We start from the raw sequence: 18,144 nt of genomic DNA on the forward strand, positions 1-18,144 counted from the left end.
AACTATCTATTTTTTAAATAGGACGTCAATTTTGTTTGTTAAAAAAGGTTAAACAACTATTAGACAATGTTTTAGAAAAACTGAAAGTAGAGGATCGTTAATAAGATTACTAAATACAGTGATTCATAGAACCATTTGGTCTTCGCATGCGTGAAAAAATATGCAAGATAAATGGATACCGGAGGTACACAGAGTAAAAAATGATTGACTGAGCGCTCCTGATTTAAATAAAATGATCCGAATATTAATAGAATCATGAAAAAGAGTAACTGAAAGCTTTTTCGAACCTGAACAACGCTCTTGAAGAAGTTATCCTTCAGGATAAATAAGAATCCCACCAGGGTAATCACGATCGGAATCAGTACGAAATAATCATACACATCCATGTCTAAGCGTGTTGGGAATGGATAGGTAAAAGGGATGAATATTTGAAAGAATTCATCCATTCGCTCTAACCAGTAGTAGCCAACAGCTAGTAAAAAATAAACCAATATAACGCCCATTAATGGGGTTATCCACTCACGCCATGAAAATGGTCTAAATATGATTAAGCTTATCCATATTAAAGCGAGCATGACAATAAATGGAAAGTAAATGATACTGCCCAATGCGACGAGTAATCCCAAGTCGAACATGATCCCCTTGACGTCTCCTTGTTTATAGATGTTGAACAGCTTATATAACATCCAAATGGTGATGAAATTACAGATAAGCGTCGGAGAGAGTACCAGAAATGGGATGAACAAACTCACTAAGGTCATAAACATTAATGCCGTTAGGAAATTTGGTTTACCTAGAAGATTGAAATGATTAACTACTCTATTTAGGTTAAAAGCTTGCAGAATAGTGAGTGCTAATGTGATCAGCACATTGATTTTTGGCGATAGGTTTTGTCCAACTTCAACACCGATTAAGTTCGCAACTGCGGGCTCAAATAATACGGGGGTTAAGCGATCTGGCAAATGCAGGTAAACTCCCAAACATAAAACAGTGCCGACGAGCGATACGATAAAAATATTTAGCCCTGAAAGCGTCCTATGTTGGTTAATAAGCATCTATTTTCGCCTATTTGTCGTTTTCTAATTTCTTAACCTTACGATCCAAGATAAATAAATAGATAGCGACTGCACTAAAAATCACTAACATGACAGCAACTACAACATATATTTTCCCTTCTGAACGTAATGTGTCAGCCATTTCGATCCCATTTTGAGCAAAAATATTGGGGATAACTGCTAATAAAGCGATTAGCATTAAGGCAATTTTTTTCATAATCTAAAACGAATTCTTTTTATCTTCAATTAAGCGCACACGATAACGTAAAGTCGTAATCCAAACGCCGATTAAAATCCAACCAATTACGGCCGTGTAAAACACAGGACGCATAAAATTGTCCATATCTAGGTCTCCAAAAGTCGAATTACCACCACTGCCAGGATGCAAGGAGTCTGTTAATTTTGGAAGGATATAGATTAAGACAAACATGATAGGAAAGGCAAAAACATTATAAATCGCCGATATCTTCGCGCGTTTTTGCTCTTCTTCAAGGGCATTTCTCAATACTAAATAAGCTAAATACATCAAGGTCGCAATCGCCGAACCATTTAATTTCGGATCATTCGGCCAAGGAGCACCCCAAGTAATATTTGCCCATAGCATTCCCGTTAGCAAACCACATGTACAAAATAAAATACCTGTATTAACGGCTTCCACAGCCAAGAAATCATATTCTCGCTTGCCGGAATTTAAATACTTAATACTGTATATCACCGAAATCAGATATAATGAAATCATCGTAAACCACATCGGTACATGGAAATACACATTTCGGATGGTTTCATGAAGAATCGGGAGAACAGGGACAGGTCCTAATAAGCCGGCAACAATAGAGGCTGCTACCATAAAAACAGCAAGGACTTTCCACCAATTTTTTCTCATAGCTGTATAAAAATCAATCTCGCCAAAGGTAAGGAAATAACAGCAAAGAAACGGCAATCGTAACGAGATTAATTGACAGTAAGACGCCTATATCTTTCCAGCTGCCTTCGAAAGTTCCGCCGACAACACCTTGCTGTGAAAGGTTAATTAAAACAATTAAAAGAGGGATGATAACTGGAAAACTCAAAATCGCCATGATGGTACTGTTGTTTCCAGCTTTTGCACTAATCCCCGCAACCATCGTAAACACGGTTGCAAAACTGATACTACCCAAAAGAATGCTGAGCATATAGATACCCCAATGACCAACTTCATTGGAGAAAATAAGGTTATAAACGATAAAGGCGATGCTGGATAGCAAAACCATAACAAAAGTATTGTAGATGATTTTTGCGAGAATAATCGCTTTTGGACTTACGATACTGTAATAATAAAGTTGTCGTGATCCGGTCTCTTGAAGGAAGCTTCGGCTCATCGCATTGATCGCCGCGAATAGTAGAATAATCCAGAACAGGGTGTTCCAAATTGGAGAATCCACGGATTTGAATGATTGATAACAGACAAAAACCGTGGATACTACATAAAGTAAGATGCTATTGATGGCATATTTTGATCGCCATTCGAGTAAAACATCTTTATATATTAAGGTCTTGACTTGTGTAAACAGATTCATTGCATACAAAGATACAAATCAATCTGTTGAGGCAAGACTATGAGCCTATATAATTAAGCGTTTTTGATGTCAGATTTTGCGCGATCAGCAAGATTTTCGGCTTTATCAGCTACACCATGTGCCGCGTCCGATGCCTTACTTGCCCATTCATTCGCTTTTGAACTTGCTTTATCTAAAACACTCTTCCCAGCATCTTTTGCACGATCCTTCAGGTCTTCTAAGTCTTCTTTTGCAGTTTTCGCGAATTTTTGCGCACGCTTAGCTTCTTTTTTTGACAGATCCTTGATAGATTTAGTTAAGCTCTTAATGCCGTCGTTCGCACGATCTAATTGTTTTTTGCCGTCTTCTGTACCTAGTAAATAATAGGCAGCAGTTCCAACTGCTAATCCTAATAGGGCAAATGCCACTAGTCCGTTTCTATTTTTTTCCATGATTATATCAATTAATATCCTATTTAATAAATGTATCGTTTATTATCATAACAAGCAAAAAGCCAAAATGTTTAAGCTTTTCAGAAATTAACAAAAATTAACTTTCGATTGTTTGCAATGATTGTAGGTTATACAAATGATGGTAGAGACCGGATCCTTTACTCATTAATTCTTGGTGTGTGCCGGCATCAGAAATAATACCATCTTCGACAACAATAATCTTATGTGCGTCTCGAATAGTAGACAATCTGTGCGCAATAATGACTGAGGTACGATTCTTCATGAGTTCTTCCAATGCAAGTTGTACTAAACGTTCTGATTCAGAATCAAGGGATGATGTAGCTTCATCCAAGATCAAGATTGAAGGATCTTTTAATAAGGCGCGAGCAATTGCAATTCTTTGTCGTTGTCCACCAGATAGCTTTACGCCACGTTCCCCAACAATTGTATCATATCCCTCCGGGAAGTCCATAATAAACTGATGCGCATTAGCACGCCTTGCAGCGGCGACAATGTCATCACCGTCGGCATGAAGGTTTCCATAACTTATGTTTTCACGGATTGTACCTCCAAACAAAAGGACGTCTTGCGGAACGATAGCAACCTGATTCCTAACATCTGTCAGTGCAAGTTGATTGGAAGGGATTCCATCGTAATAGATTGTTCCCCCTTTAGGCTGGTAAAACTGTAAGATAAGTGACGCAATAGTTGATTTGCCGGTACCGCTCGGTCCGACAATCGCTAGCTTTTTACCCGATTGAACATGAAAAGAAATGTCTTTTAATATTTCAATATCTGGACGCGTCGGGTAGGCGAAACTGACATGATCAAATAGAATATCGCCAGTAATGCGCTGTTTTATTTCTTTGTCACTTTCTGTTACACGAATGTCTTCTTGTTGTTCGTCTAAAATTTCGAGTACGCGTTCACTCGCACCTAGCGAACGTTGGATGCTGGCGTATAGTTCAGGGAAAGAGCCCATGGACCCAGCAACAAACATGGAATATAAAATATATGTGGTTAAATCACCAACCGAAATTTCATGTGAAGAGACTAAGGAGGCACCATACCAAATTACAAGAATTACAGCACCGAATATGCAGAAAATGATAAATGAGGCAAACATCCCTCGAAAGGTCGCTCCTTTAACTGCTAATTGTACCGCCTTGTTTAATTTTTGACCATAACGTTGGGATTCAAAATACTCATTTACGAATGCCTTGACATTCGATATTCCAAGGAGCGTTTCTTGCACAATGGCATTAGAGTCTGCTAGTTCGTCTTGGGATTCCTTGGATAGTTTACGAATGAATCGGCCAAAGATCAAAGCTGCAACAATAATGATTGGCAATATGCTCAAATTCATTAAAGCTAATTTCGGAGAAACGAGCACTAGTAATACCACACCAAAACCCAGACTTATCGTTTGACGAAGAATCTCTGCCAAAGTCGTTGTCATGGTGTCTTGTATTTGTGATAAATCCGAAGAAAGGCGGCTATTTAGTTCGCCAACACGACGATTCGCAAAAAAATCTATGGGGAGTGTAATTAACTTATGGTAAGTGTCTTTTCTAATATTGGCTAATGCTTTTTCCGCGATTTCGACAAATAAGCGAATTCGGAAGAACGACATAATTGATTGAAAGGCAAGGATACACATCGCTATCGAGCCGATTTGCATAACGTTAGCCGGTAGCCAAGTGTATGTTTGACGACCCTGAGCCGCATCAATCATCGCACCCAACAGCGCAGGGAACGTGAGCATAGTAAGACTGGAAAAAATTAAGAACATCATTCCTATCAAAAATTTCCATTTGAAAGGCTTGATGTATGAAAATATCTTAATCGCTTTTTTGAGAATTTCCTTACTTAACTTGGGTTTGGGTAATTCCTCTGAACGCGAGTCTCCACTATTCAATCTCGGTCTGGCCATGAAGTTTTAATAATTACAATAGAGGCAAAAGTAATTATATAAATAGGTCTTCTTATCACTATTCCGTCAATTTTTGTACATTTTTCTTTTTGTATTGGGAAAATAGCAAGATACTCAGCACAATGACCGCTAAGATGGCTAAATAGAGTAGTGCATTATTATTTGTCTCACGTTTCTGTTCAGAATTGATTTCCTCACGCAGCTTTTCATTCTCATCTTGCAGTTTAGTAATCGTTTTCATGTAAGCAGAGACCTGATTATCATATTCGGATGCTAATTGTTGGTAGCGTTCGCTTTGCGCATCCTTTAAATCTAAAAGTTTCCTAGTCTCTATAAAGATATTATTATCATTAAGCACCAAGGCTCGTAAAATATCAATAGACTTTTGCATATCTCCCTTTGTTTTGAATAAACCAAAGACGCCTGTCTTTTTCTCGAGCGACGCTGCATATTCTCCGAATTTGGCAGATCTTTCGTCTAGAAGTTTATTGACGCGCTGTCTTTGTGATTCGTAGGATAGTGAATCTGTTTTTTGGAGAATACTATCTTGGGACGCCGTTGCAATCGTAATGCTTAAAAATAAGCAAATTAGGCTGCTGAGAATATGTTGTATTTTCATGAAACTAAGTTTAATGTGTTTAAACGCCCATTCTGGGCTTTTGGTATAAAGTAAGCCATTTTCACGGCGATATCAAAAAAGATCCCTCAGTTTTTACTTATAAATTAATTTGTTCGAGACTGCTTCGTCTCTGCGACGAATTTTGACGTCTTTTTTTTGAATAAGATCGGGTTGAGTCCTGCTTGATTGAGGTTGAGGTTTATGGTGAGTAAATACGAAATGTATTGCAGAATACTTAATTATTGATTTTCTTTAAGGTTAATTAGTTGTTTGTTGTAGCGAATGGCTTCCATTGTTCGTTTTTACAGCTAATTAGGCCAATTATCACTTGATAAATGTGTCGTTCAATCAGTTTTATATTTAACCAGCTTAATTGTATGTTTAAAAAAGTAAAGATTTTTCCCTTCCTTCTTTCTTTAGTTGTAATTTAATTATTCGCCTGTGAGAAAAAAGAAGGGTATGCAGAGCCCCCAATTTTCGACAAATCAAAGTTTGATTTTGATGCAAATGCGAAAGATACCGTTCTAATAACAAAAAACAATGTGCATTGGTGGTTTTCGGACGTTAGCATAAATAAAAGAGTAGTTATAATTACGGAGCTCAAGTATGCTAGCAAGGATGTTCCAGCGGGAGCTGATAATGATTGGGCTCAGATTTATAAATTCGAAAACGACTGGTTTATTATCGAAAAACTTGATAATCGAAAAATCAAGGTTTCATTAAAAGCGAATCCGGATGCTGCTGCTAGGGAAATGAGTTTTGGAGCTACAGTAGGTAACGCAGGTGCGGGAATTACGATTTTGCAAGCGGGGAAAAAGTAAGTTTCCAGGAATCTACTAAACGGATGTGTGTTTTTATCGTTTATCGAGAAACTCGATTAAGATAGTCTCATCCTGATGGAGGCCTAATAGCTGTGCTGCATGCCCCTTATTGATGGCGATCTCTAAGAAGTTGGATATACCAAAAAGACAGAGTTTTTCCCCTTCGGAAACTTCGTTATAATGCCAACTCATCTTGGAGATCGTTTCATTACGTTTGAAGCGGAGAATAAACTCACGTCCTTCCTGAACCTTATTGAATAGTTCTTTGCTAATATTACTGATGACATTACCAAAAGAGTCAATATAACTTACATGTCCTTTGATACTGTTTTGATTGTAAACCGGTTGGAATGTTACTTTTTGCATCGCGTTGTTAATTGGCATGCCAATCCCCGATAAGCGTCCGCCGTTTGCGATATGGCATGCTGCTTTAGTCATGATATCTGCAAGGGGGAAGTGTAAGTAACGAAGGTCTTGCATAATGTTAATTTCCACCATTTCATCAGCATGATCCTCTCCTAAGATAATACTTAATATTCCATTGTCTGCTCCAACAAAGTATTGCCCTTTATAAGCCATCGCTAGGTAACGAGCTCCTTCTTGAAATACGGTGTCAACACCGATTAAGTGAACTGTTCTTTTTGGGAAATAAGGATATGCATTGTTTATAACAAAGGCGGCATGCTGGATACTGAAGGATGGTATATCGTGAGAAATATCAACAATCCGCACATCGGGCAATTGCGATATGATGCTCCCTTTGAGCGCAGCTTGATAAAAATCGCGATGTCCTAAATCTGTGGTTAACGTGATGACTCCCATTTGTTTTTTCAGACCTTCTGAAGAGAAATGTACTAAGTTTTATTTTATTTGTAAAGTACAAAAGTAGGAAAAGTAAACTGATTGCTAAATCCTAATTGAATTAAAGACTGCAAATGCTTTTAATTCTGCACAATTAGTTTGTATTTTTGAGTCATTATCGAATAGTTTGCTTAAGAAAATTGAATAATTGGTATCTTTAAGGAAGATATCAAAATTGGTAGAAATATTTATTCTAGAACATTAATAGCGATAAAATTTGAGCGAATTAGAAATTAACTTAGATGGCGTTAATTTAGCGACGCTATGGGGAGCACAAAATGAGAATTTTGAGTTCATCAAGAAAACATTTCCAAAGTTGCGTCTTGTTGCACGTGGAGATAGCTTAAAAGTACTAGGCGAAGAAGGAGAAAGGAATAAATTTCAACCCATATTCGAGTCTATCCATGCACATGTTAACCAATTTCAATCACTTTCATTATTAGAGTTGGAAGGACTTTTAGGCAACGTTGTGGTGCCAAGTTCATCACCGATTGCCATTAAAGAGGAGGTTGAAGGGAAACCTGCGGCATTTAAAGGAGAGCCTATAGTCTACGGTCCAAATGGTATTGTTGTTCGTGCGCGCACACCCAACCAACGCAGGATGGTCGATAGCATTGTTAAAAATGATGTACTTTTTGCCATTGGTCCTGCAGGTACTGGAAAAACCTATACGGCGGTCGCTTTAGCCGTCAGAGCTTTACGTAATAAGGAAATAAAACGAATTATTTTAACTCGGCCAGCTGTTGAAGCAGGAGAGAATTTAGGATTCTTACCTGGCGATTTAAAAGAAAAAGTAGATCCCTATTTACGCCCATTATATGATGCCTTGGACGATATGATACCGGCGGAGAAACTGAAGGGTTATTTAGAAAATAGAACGATTGAGATAGCACCGCTAGCATTTATGCGTGGACGAACGTTAGACAATTGTTTTGTGATTTTAGATGAGGCTCAGAATGCGACGGAAATGCAGTTGAAGATGTTTTTAACGAGGATGGGGCCGACTGCGAAATTCATCGTAACGGGTGATATGACGCAAGTGGATTTGCCGAAGAAAAATCAATCAGGTTTGGTGAACGCCGTGAAGATTTTAGACAACATCGAAGGGATCGATATTATTTACCTTAGTGGGTCTGATGTTGTGAGACACAAATTGGTAAAACGTATTTTGGAAGCTTACGGAGATATTTAATAGTGAAGATTAGCGCGTGAGGAACGCATTTGATATGAATACAATAAGAGAAACAAATTTCAACTTTGACAAGCAAACAGCCTTCTACAGAGGGAAGGTGAGAGATGTATACAGTATTGCTGAAGATTATTTAGTAATGGTTGCATCGGATAGGATTTCAGCATTTGATGTGGTCCTACCAAGAGCAATTCCTTACAAAGGACAGGTGCTGAACCAGATTGCTTCGAAGTTTTTACAAGCAACTTCAGATATTTTGCCAAATTGGGTCGTTTCAGTCCCTGATGAGAATGTAACAATCGGCAAGCGCTGCGAGCCTTTCAAAGTAGAAATGGTTATCCGTGGATATGTTTCAGGACATCTATGGAGAACTTATCGCGACGGTGGACGCGAGCTTTGTGGTGTAACATTGCCTGAAGGGTTACGTGAGAATGATAAATTGCCTGAGCCAATTATTACTCCGACGACAAAAGCTGCAGTTGGACATGATATGGATATTTCTAGGGAAGAAATTATTGCACAGGGCATTGTTTCGGAAGAGGATTATACGCAATTAGAGAAATATGCGCGAGCATTATTTCAACGTGGGACAGAAATAGCTAAAGAGCGTGGATTAATTCTAGTGGATACGAAATATGAATTTGGTAAGCAAAATGGCGAGATCTTTTTGATTGATGAAATCCATACGCCAGATTCTTCGCGTTACTTCTACGCTGAAGGCTATGAAGACCGTCAGGCGAAAGGTGAGGCACAAAAGCAGTTGTCTAAAGAATTTGTACGCCAATGGTTAATTGAGAATGGTTTCCAAGGTAAGGACGGTCAAAATGTTCCTGAAATGACCGATGAAATTGTTAATTCCATTTCAGAACGCTATATTGAGCTTTTCGAGCACATCACAGGAGAGAAATTTGTGTATCCAGGACAAGGAGATGTTCTAGATCGCGTTCAACGGAATGTTGATGCGGCTCTAAAGACCTTAACTTATTAACAACAACATTATGAAATTTACGGTAGATAAGCATGAGCGATATGTGGTGATTGAACCTCTCCAAGAGAAATTGGATGGGGATGCTGCCGCAAATTTAAAAGGAGAGTTTATGCTTCGCAATACTGGCGGGCAACGCAATATTGTTTTAGATATGAATCAGGTTCAAGATACTGATGAGGCAGGAATTCGTACTGGGCTATTAGCTCGTCGATTATGCAAGTCCTCAGGTGGTCTTTTTATCTTGACGAACTTAAATGATGGCGTTAAGGACTTTATCAAATCTTTAGGATTGGATAAGTACTTTATTATTACCACGAATGTCGAGAAGGCGAAGGATCTTATCTTTGGGAATGAGATTCGCTTAGACTTGAAGCAGGAGCAAAACTAAAATGATCCGCTTTGAGGTTTTAATACTTGGCAACAGTTCTGCGACCCCGATATACGAGCGTCATCCGACTTCGCAGGTTATCAATTACAATGAGCAATTATTCTTGATTGATTGTGGAGAAGGTACGCAAATGCAGCTCAGTCGGTATGGTATTAAAAGCAATCGTATCAATCATATATTTATCAGCCATCTACACGGAGACCATTACTTGGGCTTGGTTGGATTGTTATCTTCCATGCACCTTGTAGGCCGTAAATCCGCTTTACATATCTATGGCCCCGCGCCCTTAGAGGAAATTCTGAACTTGCATTTCAAGTATTCAGAAACGGTCATCCGTTACGATATTATATTTCATACCAATAATCCAGAAAAAGAAGAGGTAATCTATGAATCGAGAATGTTATCGGTTACCTCTTTTCCGTTGATACATCGAATTCCTTGTACGGGATTTCGATTTAGTGAAGGAAAGAGAAACGCTATTTTACGCGCAGATCTGGTGGAAGACTTAGGTATTCCTGCTCCCTATTATTCTGCTTTGAAGCGAGGTATGGATTATGTGGATCCAAGTGGGAAAGTATATCCTGCTGCGGAGCTTACATTTCCTGCTCCCGCATCGCGTAGTTATGCATTTTGCTCCGATACAGTGCGACATCCAATCTATCTGAATTCCATTCAAAATGTCGACTTGTTATATCACGAGTCTACATTTTTGCATGAGATGGTGGATCGTGCCAAGGAAACGTTCCATACAACGAGTTTAGAGGCGGCGGAAATAGCAAAAGAAGTACAGGCGAAGAAATTACTACTCGGGCATTACTCCGCACGCTATAAAACATTAACTCCTTTGTTGGAAGAAGCGCAGGCTATTTTCCCATCAACGGAGCTTTCAATGGAAGGTAAATGGTTTTTAGTCTAGTGATTTAATTAATTTTTCCTCATATTTACAGCTCTAATTTTTTATAAACATTAACATGTCGTTCAACTTAAACGCACTGCTTAGGGACAATATCAGAAAATTGGTTCCCTATTCATCTGCTAGAGATGAGTTTAAAGGTGAAGCCTCGGTTTGGCTTGATGCAAATGAAAACCCTTTTGGATCTCCACTGCCTCATGATTACAACCGATATCCTGATCCCTTACAACATCAACTCAAACATAAACTTTCGAAAATTAAAGGGGTTCCTGCCGAACATATGTTTTTGGGTAATGGATCCGATGAAGCTATCGATCTTCTTTATCGTGCTTTTTGTACACCGCAAGTCGACAACGTTATTTTAGTGCCACCGACCTACGGAATGTATGAGGTATCTGCAAATATTAACGATATAGCAGTTAGGAAAGTAAATTTGACAAATGACTATCAATTGAATTTAGATGGTATTGCTGAGGCTATCGACCAGCATACCAAACTCCTATTTATTTGCTCACCGAATAACCCTACTGGGAATAGCATAAATGCACAAGATATAGAGACTATTTTGGTCAACTTTAATGGCATTGTGGTTATAGATGAAGCTTATATCAACTATTCGAAGCAAAAGTCTTTTACACAAGCCTTGGCGGAGTTTCCAAATCTGGTGATTCTTCAAACCTTATCCAAAGCTTGGGGATTGGCGGCATTACGCTTGGGACTAGCATTCGCTAGCAAAGAAATTATCGAGGTATTCAATAAAATTAAACCACCATATAATATCAATCAAGCGACGCAGGATCTTGTCCTTGAAGCATTAGATGGGGTGGATATCATTAACGAGTGGATTAAAGCTACTGTGGCTGAGCGCGAAGTATTAGTTTCAAAATTAGCGACTTTAGCGCAAGTAGAACATATTACGCCTTCGGACGCAAATTTTGTGTTGGTAAAATTATCAGAGCCTCGTGCTCTATATGCATACTTGGTTGAACAAGGTATCATCGTTCGCGATCGTTCAAAAGTAACTTTATGCGAAGGGTGCCTTCGTATAACGGTGGGAACCAAGCCAGAGAACGAACGTTTATTAGAAGCAATCCAAACCTTTTACAATTAATAATAATGGCGAATCAACTGAAACCGATTCTTTTTATTGACCGAGATGGCACTTTAATTCTGGAACCTGAAGACGAGCAAATCGATTCATTTCAGAAGTTGAAGTTTTATCCTGGCGCACTTCAATATTTACCACGCATAGCTAAGGAGCTTGATTTTGAACTCGTATTAGTTTCGAATCAAGATGGCCTTGGTACGGATTCTCATCCGGAGGCAAATTTCTGGCCTGTGCATCAATTTGTGATCGACACCTTTAAAGGTGAAGGCGTTGATTTTGTGAAAGAGCATATTGATAAGACTTTCCCACATGAGAATGCCCCAACCAGAAAGCCTGGAATTGGGATGTTGACGGAGTATTTCGATGAATCGAAGTATGATTTAAGAAACTCTTTTGTTATCGGCGATCGTGTCAATGATGTGAAATTGGCACAAAATCTTGGTGCAAAGGCGATCTGGCTTCGTAGTAATGATGATCTTGGGAAATTAGAGAATCATAGTTTTGCGGAAGATGCAATTGCTATTGAAACGACCGATTGGAAGTCGATTTATGAGTTTTTAAAGTTAGGAACACGTGTTGCTGAGCATCACCGTAAGACTAATGAAACCGATATTTATATTAAAGTAAATTTAGATGGTTCTGGGAAGTCGGATATCGATACAGGTTTGCCATTTTTTGATCATATGCTTGATCAATTAGCGCGTCATGGAGCTTTAGACTTGACAATTAAGGCAAAGGGCGATTTGCATATTGACGAACACCACACGATTGAAGATACAGGTATTGCACTTGGAGAGATCTTTTTAAAGGTTTTGGGTGACAAGCGCGGCATTGAGCGTTACGCCTATACCTTACCGATGGATGATTGTTTGGCTCAAGTAGCCTTGGATTTCGGTGGTCGTAACTGGATTGTTTGGGGCGCTGAATTTAAGCGTGAGAAAATAGGTGATATGCCAACGGAAATGTTTTTCCATTTCTTCAAATCGTTCTCAGATGCTTCTAAGTCGAATCTAAATATTCAGGCTACGGGAGATAACGAACATCATAAGATTGAGGCGATTTTTAAAGCCTTGGCAAAAACAATAAAAAAGGCCGTTCGTCGGGATGCTGAGAATATGCAGCTTCCTAGTACAAAAGGCGTATTATAAGATTTTAAGGGCTAGGAGACTAGAGAAGAGCATATGATTGGGATTGTAAATTATGAAGCGGGGAATATATTTTCTATTACAGCCGCTTTAAAGCGCCTAAACATTGACTATGGCATGATTGATACGGCTGATCAGTTTGATCAATACGATAAAATTATCATTCCTGGCGTAGGGCATGCTGGTGCGGCGATGGCAAAACTTGAAGCGAGAGGCTTGGTCGACGTCATTCGCAATTTAAAAAAGCCTGTATTGGGAATTTGCGTTGGTATGCAGCTATTGACTGATTTTTCCGAGGAAGGAAATTCAGATCTAGTAGGCGTTATCCCTTTAAAAACGTTACATTTTCAAGAACGAATCGGGGAAAAAGTTCCTCATATGGGCTGGAACAGCATTGCTTTTGAAAATACTTGTCCGCTATTCCAAGACATACCGAATAATTCCTATTTTTATTTTGTGCACTCGTACTTTATTGAGTATGATGCAACCTATACCATAGCTCGATGTGATTATGGATTACCATTTTCTGCGGCGATTTCCAAAGATAATTTCTGGGCAGTTCAATTTCACCCTGAAAAATCTGGAGCTGTAGGCGAGCAACTTTTGCTTAACTTTGCTAAGTTTTAACCGAAATTAACGAATATGTATATAATACCTGCAATTGACGTATTGGACAAGAATGTTGTCCGCTTAAGAGAGGGAAACTACGACGACGTAACAACATACCCTATTTCATTAGAAGAACAAATTGAGAAATATCATGCTAATGGAACAGAGATCGTTCATATTATTGATTTGAATGGTGCTAAAGGAGATTTTAGCAATCAATCTTATTTATTTGATATCATTCGTAGGACAGAGATGAAAGTTCAATACGGCGGTGGAGTTCGTAGTATCGAGAAAGTGAAAGAGCTTGTTGATGCTGGCGTTTACCGTGTGATCGTAGGTACACAAGCGATTACTAATCCAACTTTCTTAGAAGAATTGAGTAAGTTGAATGAAGGACGCACTAAGTATGCTGATCATATCGTAATTGCAATTGATGTGCTGGATGAAGTCATTAAATATTCGGGTTGGTTAGAAAGCTCTCCAATCAAATTAGTTGAATACATTGATAAATGCCTTAGTTTAGGTTTTTACCGTTTCCTATGTACTGATATTTCTAAAGATGGTAAATTAGGCGGTGCGGGCGTTGAGTTATATCAAAAATTATTGGATCATTCACCAATTATTAAATTAATTGGTTCTGGCGGCATTAGTTCGTTAGACGACGTTGAAGCATTAAGTGCTTTAGGAAGAATGGAATCTGTTGTGGTTGGGAAAGCGATTTATGAAAATCGTATAAGTATTGAACAGATAAAAGATTGGAATTTAAAAGCGTTAATTCGTTTCTAAGATGCTTGCAAAGCGTATAATTCCCTGTTTAGATGTCAAAGATGGTCGTACGGTCAAAGGAGTTAACTTTGTTGATCTTCGCGATGCGGGAGACCCAGTAGAACTTGCTTGGCAGTATTCTCAACAAGGTGCAGATGAACTGGTTTTCTTAGATATTACGGCTACACACGAAAAGAGAAAAACAACTGTTGACTTAGTGAAAGCGGTAGCATCACAAATCAATATTCCGTTCACAATTGGTGGAGGAATTAATGAGTTAAAGGACGCGGATATTCTACTTAATGCTGGTGCTGATAAGATATCAATCAATTCGGCGGCAGTTCGGAATCCTAAACTTATCGATGAACTTGCGGCTGCATTTGGTGTACAATTTGTTGTAGTTGCAGTCGATACGAGATTTGTTGATGGTAAGAACTATGTACATTTGCGCGGCGGTCGAGATAAAACAGAGATTCAAACCGAAGATTGGATTAAAGAAGCGGAGCGTAGAGGTGCAGGTGAAATTCTTCTGACTTCCATGGATCATGATGGCACGAAGAATGGGTTTGATATCCATTTACTAAATAAAATAAATAAGCAAATACGTATTCCATTGATTGCTTCTGGAGGCGCGGGAAATCAGCAGCATTTTGTTGATGTATTTGAACAAGCACAGGTGGACGCAGCATTAGCTGCCTCAGTGTTCCATTATGGTGAGATATTAATTCCAGAATTAAAACAAACCTTACAGCAACATCAAATTCCTGTAAGATTATAGCTATTTGTAGGATGACCATAGATTTTAATAAAGGCGATGGATTAGTGCCTGTTGTAATTCAAGATGATCAAACACTAGAAGTGTTAATGTTGGGTTACATGAATGAAGAAGCCTGGACTAAAACCCAAGCGGAAAATAGAGTTACCTTTTATTCAAGAAGTAAGAATAGGCTTTGGACTAAAGGTGAAGAGAGTGGCAACTTTTTGAATGTGGTAAGTTCGCATATTGATTGTGATCAAGATACACTACTAATTAAGGTTAATCCAATCGGCCCGACTTGTCATACTGGCAATAGAAGCTGTTTTAATACTGACTATAATCAAAACTTCTTGTTAAAGTTAGAAGAGATTGTGAAGAATCGTTTCGATTTTCCTACAGATGATTCTTATGTGAATCGTTTGCGAAATAAGGGGATCAACAAGATCGCTCAGAAAGTTGGTGAAGAAGCGGTTGAGACCGTTATTGCAGCCTTGTATGAGACCGAGAAAGATTTTGTTAATGAATCGTCCGACCTAATCTTCCATTTGATTGTTCTTCTACGCGAAAAAGGGATTAGCTTAAAAGACATTGCAAAGAACTTAGAAAGTAGACATCAGTAAGCTATATTTTAAGATATAGAAAAAGACCAATCCATTGATTGGTCTTTTTTTGTTCATTGATTCTTTACCATGTGTAAACAAACAAATTCAGGTATTCCGAAGGAATCCGCTTATCTTTGCTACACATGCAAAACATTATCGACATTTACTTAGAAGGAACATTAACGGGGCATCAGAATCCAATTTTCGCGGTGTCACAGACGAGCAATTCTAACCTACTTTTTACGGCAGGGAATGATAAAGGTGTGGTCATTTGGGATTTAGAAAAAATGGCATTTCAGAAATTACTCTGTAAAGTTGGGTCTTCTGTTTATGTGTTGAAAGCGCTTCCAAATAGCGACTTGCTCGCCGTTGGTATGCGTTCGGGGCAGCTGTTAATTGTAGATACGATAAACCAAACCTTGGTTGCAAACTTAAAAACAGAACAAGGTGCAATCTTCGCTATAGATTTCATAGAAGGTAAACAAGAGATGATCGCAATTGGCGAAGAGGGATTTGCTTACGTTTGGGATTTGAATAGTTTTGAATTACTGTATCGTTTTAAAATTGCTGATACAACGGTGCGAACGATTGCTATATCAAAAGATCAACAAACATTGGTATTTGGCGATAAAAAGGGGAGGATTCAGTTATTTGATGCGTCAGACTATCAGAAGCGTTTGGAAAAACAAATTCATAGTATGCCCATTACAAGCCTTCTTTTTATAAATAATCATCTAATTTCTGGTGGGCGAGATGCTCAATTGTACAAGTTGAAAGCGAATGATTTGGAGATTATTCAGCAGGTAACTCCGCATATGTTTACCGTATATGGAATTGATCAAGGAAGCGGAGAGGAGTCATTTGCTACAGTTAGTCGTGATAAGACCTTAAAGATATGGAATGAAGAGGACTTCAGTTTAATAAAGAATGTTTCTCGCGATCGTGGATATGATAGTCATCACCTTTCCATCAATGGAATGTTATGGAATCAGGATCGTATTTTTACTGTTTCAGATGATAAGACTGTTAAGGTATGGAAGTTGAATTCGCTTGAGCCGCAAGGTTAATTGCAGTTCTTTTGCTATTACATCGATAAAAGTTATATAACGAGATCATTAGTCCAATGCCAAATAGAATATACAGAGGGATTAAGATATTGTGTTGCTGATAGTTTGGATAGTTTATGTTTTGGTAGATTACCCCAAATAATCCCCATGAGAACGCAGCAGATACGGACGGCAACATTTTGATATATGAATAGTACATGGCGAAACCAAAGCTGAGAACTAGGAAAATTAGATCAATAGTATATTGTTCAGTTTCAGATTGAACTAATTCGTTTTTCACAAAGGTAGTAACTACGTTAAAAGCAAATACAAACATTAACCAGCCTGTATATAAGCCAAAAGCTAATCGGATAAAATATTTGGTGAAAGAATTTGCCGTTAATTTTTCGATTTCTACTCGATTATTAACAATCAAAATGGTGATGATACATGCAATGGTGAAGATCACTGATAGTACCATTTGATGATTTAGCTTTAAGACCATACTTAATCCGCAGAATAGCTGATTCAAAATCAACATATAATCTACTCGCATAACCTTCCGGACACTACGTATATTTAAATGCTCATTTCCTGTCTCTCGATACATTAAGACCGCGACAATAATCATAGTCACGGCAATAAGTAACCAGGCTTTGAAAGTGAAATCTGCAGGGGTTAAATGTGTGGGGAGAACGTTAAATGCATGAAATAGCGACGTTCCAAATAAAGAATTAGCATCTACGACTAAAATCCAGATGAAATTGATGCTGATAATAATCAGATTAAATAGTGCTAAAGACCTTACGCCATGCATTTTGATAGCTCAGTAATTGGTTTGTATGTTCTTTGAACAAAGATACTTAAATAATGTTCTCGCTAAAGAATTTTACTATTTGTTGAAGATATGTTACATCAACGTCGTCAAAAGAGTTAAGTTCCGCGCTATCTACATCGAGTACACCGATACATTTTCCATCACTCATAATCGGAACAACAATTTCCGACTTAGAAAGTGAACTGCAGGCGATATGTCCTGGGAATTCTTCGACATTGGGAACAACGATCGTTTCTGATTTTGCCCAAGCTGTACCGCAGACGCCTTTGTTAAATGCTATGCGCGTGCAGGCAACAGGCCCCTGAAACGGTCCGAGCACAAGTTGTTCACCTTCTACTAAATAGAATCCAACCCAAAAGAATCCGAATTGTTCTTTCAAAGCAGCCGCTATATTTGCCAAATTTGCGACTTGATTCGTTTCACCCGTTAGGAGTCCTTTGATTTGCGGAAGAAGGGAACGATATTGTTCTTCTTTTGTACCTTTTGCAATGGATAAATCTTCTGCCATTATGAAATGCTT

The 18,144-nt window shown here is 38.4% G+C and carries 22 protein-coding genes; 12 read left to right on the forward strand and 10 right to left on the reverse strand.

Annotated features, from left to right (window positions below; translation table 11 throughout):
* Nucleotides 1-71 precede the first annotated feature (71 nt).
* The 7 genes from GFH32_RS02065 to GFH32_RS02095 all read right to left on the reverse strand — a co-directional run bounded on the left by GFH32_RS02065 (nucleotide 72) and on the right by GFH32_RS02095 (nucleotide 5,594).
* Nucleotides 72-1,055, reverse strand: coding sequence for a DUF6427 family protein (locus GFH32_RS02065; protein ID WP_153509493.1), 984 nt, complete (start codon nucleotides 1,053-1,055; stop codon nucleotides 72-74).
* Nucleotides 1,056-1,065: 10 nt separating this feature from the next.
* The gene (locus tag GFH32_RS02070; RefSeq protein WP_153509494.1) at nucleotides 1,066-1,272 is read right to left on the reverse strand and encodes a CcmD family protein; all 207 of its coding nucleotides are present in this window, start codon (nucleotides 1,270-1,272) and stop codon (nucleotides 1,066-1,068) included.
* Nucleotides 1,273-1,275: 3 nt separating this feature from the next.
* Nucleotides 1,276-1,938: a cytochrome c biogenesis protein CcsA gene (gene ccsA, locus GFH32_RS02075; RefSeq protein WP_228384195.1), complete on the reverse strand. Its 663-nt coding sequence runs from the start codon at nucleotides 1,936-1,938 to the stop codon at nucleotides 1,276-1,278.
* A gap of 13 nt (nucleotides 1,939-1,951) precedes the next feature.
* Nucleotides 1,952-2,611 carry a heme exporter protein CcmB gene (locus tag GFH32_RS02080; RefSeq protein ID WP_153509496.1) on the reverse strand — a complete coding sequence of 220 codons (660 nt, stop codon included), beginning with the start codon at nucleotides 2,609-2,611 and terminating at the stop codon, nucleotides 1,952-1,954.
* 53 nt (nucleotides 2,612-2,664) lie between these two features.
* A complete protein-coding gene (locus tag GFH32_RS02085; RefSeq protein WP_153509497.1) occupies nucleotides 2,665-3,042 on the reverse strand; it encodes a YtxH domain-containing protein in 378 nt (125 codons plus the stop codon).
* Between the two features lie 97 nt (nucleotides 3,043-3,139).
* Nucleotides 3,140-4,975, reverse strand: a complete 1,836-nt coding sequence (locus GFH32_RS02090) for an ABC transporter ATP-binding protein (RefSeq protein WP_153509498.1) — start codon at nucleotides 4,973-4,975, stop codon at nucleotides 3,140-3,142.
* Between the two features lie 58 nt (nucleotides 4,976-5,033).
* Nucleotides 5,034-5,594 (reverse strand): hypothetical protein, encoded by a 561-nt coding sequence (locus GFH32_RS02095; protein WP_153509499.1) that lies wholly within the window; start codon nucleotides 5,592-5,594, stop codon nucleotides 5,034-5,036.
* A 542-nt stretch (nucleotides 5,595-6,136) separates the two neighbouring features.
* Here GFH32_RS02095 and GFH32_RS02100 point away from each other — a divergent pair.
* A complete protein-coding gene (locus GFH32_RS02100) occupies nucleotides 6,137-6,415 on the forward strand; it encodes a hypothetical protein (RefSeq protein WP_153509500.1) in 279 nt (92 codons plus the stop codon).
* A gap of 33 nt (nucleotides 6,416-6,448) precedes the next feature.
* Here the strand turns inward: GFH32_RS02100 and GFH32_RS02105 are convergent, their stop codons facing one another.
* Nucleotides 6,449-7,237: an SAM hydrolase/SAM-dependent halogenase family protein gene (locus GFH32_RS02105; RefSeq protein WP_153509501.1), complete on the reverse strand. Its 789-nt coding sequence runs from the start codon at nucleotides 7,235-7,237 to the stop codon at nucleotides 6,449-6,451.
* Between the two features lie 256 nt (nucleotides 7,238-7,493).
* On the opposite strand from GFH32_RS02105, the gene GFH32_RS02110 reads away from it, so the two are divergent.
* The 11 genes from GFH32_RS02110 to GFH32_RS02160 all read left to right on the forward strand — a co-directional run bounded on the left by GFH32_RS02110 (nucleotide 7,494) and on the right by GFH32_RS02160 (nucleotide 16,807).
* On the forward strand, nucleotides 7,494-8,468 hold the full coding sequence (locus GFH32_RS02110; protein WP_153509502.1) for a PhoH family protein: 975 nt from the start codon (nucleotides 7,494-7,496) through the stop codon (nucleotides 8,466-8,468).
* Between the two features lie 34 nt (nucleotides 8,469-8,502).
* Nucleotides 8,503-9,453: a phosphoribosylaminoimidazolesuccinocarboxamide synthase gene (locus GFH32_RS02115; protein WP_153509503.1), complete on the forward strand. Its 951-nt coding sequence runs from the start codon at nucleotides 8,503-8,505 to the stop codon at nucleotides 9,451-9,453.
* Between the two features lie 10 nt (nucleotides 9,454-9,463).
* Nucleotides 9,464-9,841, forward strand: a complete 378-nt coding sequence (locus GFH32_RS02120; RefSeq protein WP_153509504.1) for an STAS domain-containing protein — start codon at nucleotides 9,464-9,466, stop codon at nucleotides 9,839-9,841.
* 4 nt (nucleotides 9,842-9,845) lie between these two features.
* Nucleotides 9,846-10,757 (forward strand): ribonuclease Z, encoded by a 912-nt coding sequence (locus GFH32_RS02125; protein WP_153512981.1) that lies wholly within the window; start codon nucleotides 9,846-9,848, stop codon nucleotides 10,755-10,757.
* 55 nt (nucleotides 10,758-10,812) lie between these two features.
* Nucleotides 10,813-11,865, forward strand: coding sequence for a histidinol-phosphate transaminase (hisC, locus tag GFH32_RS02130; RefSeq protein WP_194285662.1), 1,053 nt, complete (start codon nucleotides 10,813-10,815; stop codon nucleotides 11,863-11,865).
* A 5-nt stretch (nucleotides 11,866-11,870) separates the two neighbouring features.
* Nucleotides 11,871-13,010 (forward strand): bifunctional histidinol-phosphatase/imidazoleglycerol-phosphate dehydratase HisB, encoded by a 1,140-nt coding sequence (gene hisB / locus GFH32_RS02135; RefSeq protein WP_153509506.1) that lies wholly within the window; start codon nucleotides 11,871-11,873, stop codon nucleotides 13,008-13,010.
* A 33-nt stretch (nucleotides 13,011-13,043) separates the two neighbouring features.
* Nucleotides 13,044-13,634: an imidazole glycerol phosphate synthase subunit HisH gene (hisH, locus tag GFH32_RS02140; RefSeq protein ID WP_153509507.1), complete on the forward strand. Its 591-nt coding sequence runs from the start codon at nucleotides 13,044-13,046 to the stop codon at nucleotides 13,632-13,634.
* 15 nt (nucleotides 13,635-13,649) lie between these two features.
* A complete protein-coding gene (locus tag GFH32_RS02145) occupies nucleotides 13,650-14,402 on the forward strand; it encodes a 1-(5-phosphoribosyl)-5-[(5-phosphoribosylamino)methylideneamino]imidazole-4-carboxamide isomerase (RefSeq protein ID WP_153509508.1) in 753 nt (250 codons plus the stop codon).
* Between the two features lies 1 nt (nucleotide 14,403).
* Nucleotides 14,404-15,159, forward strand: coding sequence for an imidazole glycerol phosphate synthase subunit HisF (gene hisF / locus GFH32_RS02150; RefSeq protein WP_153509509.1), 756 nt, complete (start codon nucleotides 14,404-14,406; stop codon nucleotides 15,157-15,159).
* Nucleotides 15,160-15,170: 11 nt separating this feature from the next.
* Nucleotides 15,171-15,758 carry a bifunctional phosphoribosyl-AMP cyclohydrolase/phosphoribosyl-ATP diphosphatase HisIE gene (hisIE, locus tag GFH32_RS02155; RefSeq protein WP_153509510.1) on the forward strand — a complete coding sequence of 196 codons (588 nt, stop codon included), beginning with the start codon at nucleotides 15,171-15,173 and terminating at the stop codon, nucleotides 15,756-15,758.
* A 125-nt stretch (nucleotides 15,759-15,883) separates the two neighbouring features.
* Nucleotides 15,884-16,807 carry a WD40 repeat domain-containing protein gene (locus tag GFH32_RS02160; protein WP_153509511.1) on the forward strand — a complete coding sequence of 308 codons (924 nt, stop codon included), beginning with the start codon at nucleotides 15,884-15,886 and terminating at the stop codon, nucleotides 16,805-16,807.
* Here the strand turns inward: GFH32_RS02160 and GFH32_RS02165 are convergent.
* Nucleotides 16,767-17,603 (reverse strand): hypothetical protein, encoded by an 837-nt coding sequence (locus tag GFH32_RS02165; RefSeq protein WP_153509512.1) that lies wholly within the window; start codon nucleotides 17,601-17,603, stop codon nucleotides 16,767-16,769. The genes GFH32_RS02160 and GFH32_RS02165 overlap by 41 nt on opposite strands.
* A 46-nt stretch (nucleotides 17,604-17,649) precedes the next feature.
* Nucleotides 17,650-18,132, reverse strand: coding sequence for a GAF domain-containing protein (locus tag GFH32_RS02170; RefSeq protein ID WP_153509513.1), 483 nt, complete (start codon nucleotides 18,130-18,132; stop codon nucleotides 17,650-17,652).
* Nucleotides 18,133-18,144 lie beyond the last annotated feature (12 nt).

It is taken from the genome of Sphingobacteruim zhuxiongii, assembly GCF_009557615.1.
Taxonomy (GTDB): domain Bacteria; phylum Bacteroidota; class Bacteroidia; order Sphingobacteriales; family Sphingobacteriaceae; genus Sphingobacterium; species Sphingobacterium zhuxiongii.